The organism is Pelagimonas varians, assembly GCF_003208435.1.
Classification (GTDB): domain Bacteria; phylum Pseudomonadota; class Alphaproteobacteria; order Rhodobacterales; family Rhodobacteraceae; genus Pelagimonas; species Pelagimonas varians.
In genome coordinates, this window is the sequence record NZ_QKMF01000049.1 from 1 (window position 1) to 1,917 (window position 1,917).

Annotated in this window: 1 protein-coding gene; it reads left to right on the forward strand. The window is 58.4% G+C overall.

Annotated features, from left to right (window positions below; all coding sequences use genetic code 11):
* The coding region (acs, locus tag C8N36_RS23885; protein WP_097807153.1) for an acetate--CoA ligase at window positions 1-1,915 on the forward strand (1,915 nt) is incomplete at its 5' end.
* Between the last annotated feature and the right edge of the window lie 2 nt (window positions 1,916-1,917).

Here is a 1,917-nt window from a genome sequence, read left to right on the forward strand (position 1 = left end):
CGCCAATGCGAATGTTACGCTTGCGCAGTACAATGAGATGTACGCACAATCTATGAGTGACCCGGACGGGTTCTGGGGCGCTCAGGCGGAGCGGCTGGATTGGGTTAAGAAACCCACGCAAGTCAAGGACGTCGATTTCACCCTTGGCCAGGTCAAGATCAACTGGTTCGCCGATGGCACGCTGAACGTCGCCGCCAACTGCATCGACCGCCATCTTGAAACACGCGGCGATCAAACTGCGATTATCTTCGAGCCCGACGACCCCAACGAGCCGGCCCAAAACATCACCTACAAAGACCTGCACCGCAATGTGTGCCGCACGGCCAATGTGCTGGAATCCTTGGGTGTGCGCAAAGGTGACCGCGTTGTCATCTATCTGCCAATGATCCCCGAAGCTGCCTATGCCATGCTGGCCTGCGCGCGTATCGGCGCGATCCACTCGATTGTTTTCGCAGGTTTTTCCCCGGATGCTCTGGCCGCCCGCATCAACGGCTCAGACGCCAAAGTTGTCATCACCGCCGACCACGCCCCGCGCGGCGGCCGCAAGACTCCGCTGAAATCCAACGCCGACACCGCCCTGCTGCATTGCAAGGACACGGTCAAATGTCTGGTTGTGAAACGCACGGGTGATCAGACCACCTGGATCGCCGGTCGCGACTATGACTACAACGAGATGGCGCTTGAGGCAGACGACTATTGCCGCCCTGTCGAGATGAACGCCGAAGATCCGCTGTTCATCCTCTACACCTCCGGCTCCACCGGCCAGCCCAAAGGCGTGGTCCACAGCACTGGCGGATATCTGCTTTATGCTGCGCTGACCCACGAGGCGGTTTTTGACTACAAAGACGGCGATGTCTACTGGTGTACAGCCGATGTAGGCTGGGTCACCGGACACTCGTATATCGTGTATGGCCCGCTGGCCAATGGCGCGACAACCGTGATGTTCGAAGGCGTTCCAACCTATCCTGACGCCTCGCGCTTCTGGCAGGTTTGCGAAAAGCACAAGGTCAACCAGTTCTACACCGCACCAACCGCCATCCGCGCATTGATGGGGCAAGGCACTGAATTTGCGACCAAATGTGACCTGTCCAGCCTGCGCATTCTGGGCACAGTCGGTGAACCGATCAACCCGGAAGCCTGGAATTGGTACAATGACGTCATCGGCGGCGGCAAATGCCCGATCGTTGACACATGGTGGCAGACCGAAACCGGTGGTCATATGATGACGCCTCTGCCCGGCGCGCATGCAACCAAACCGGGTAGCGCGATGAAGCCCTTCTTTGGTGTGAAACCTGTGGTTCTGGATCCGCAATCGGGTGAAGAAATCGACAGCTATCCCGTCGAAGGTGTTCTGGCGATCAAAGACAGCTGGCCTGGTCAGATGCGTACGATCTGGGAAGACCACGAGCGCTTTGAGAAGACCTATTTTGGCGATTACAAAGGCTACTACTTCTCCGGCGACGGCTGCCGCCGCGACGAAGATGGCGACTATTGGATCACCGGCCGTGTTGACGATGTGATCAACGTGTCCGGCCACCGTATGGGCACCGCCGAGGTTGAATCAGCCTTGGTTGCACATGTGAGCGTCGCCGAAGCTGCGGTTGTGGGCTATCCCCATGCCATCAAAGGCCAAGGCATCTATTGCTACGTCACTTTGATGAACGGTGTCGAACCAACTGACGAACTGCGCAAAGAGCTGCGCACCTGGGTTCGCACAGAAATCGGCCCCATCGCGTCGCCTGATCTGGTGCAATGGGCCCCTGGCCTGCCCAAGACCCGCTCCGGCAAAATCATGCGCCGCATCTTGCGCAAAATCGCCGAAAACGACTTTGGCGCGCTCGGCGACACATCAACCCTCGCCGATCCGTCCGTCGTCGACGACCTCGTCGAAAATCGCATGAACCGGGAGAGCTGAAC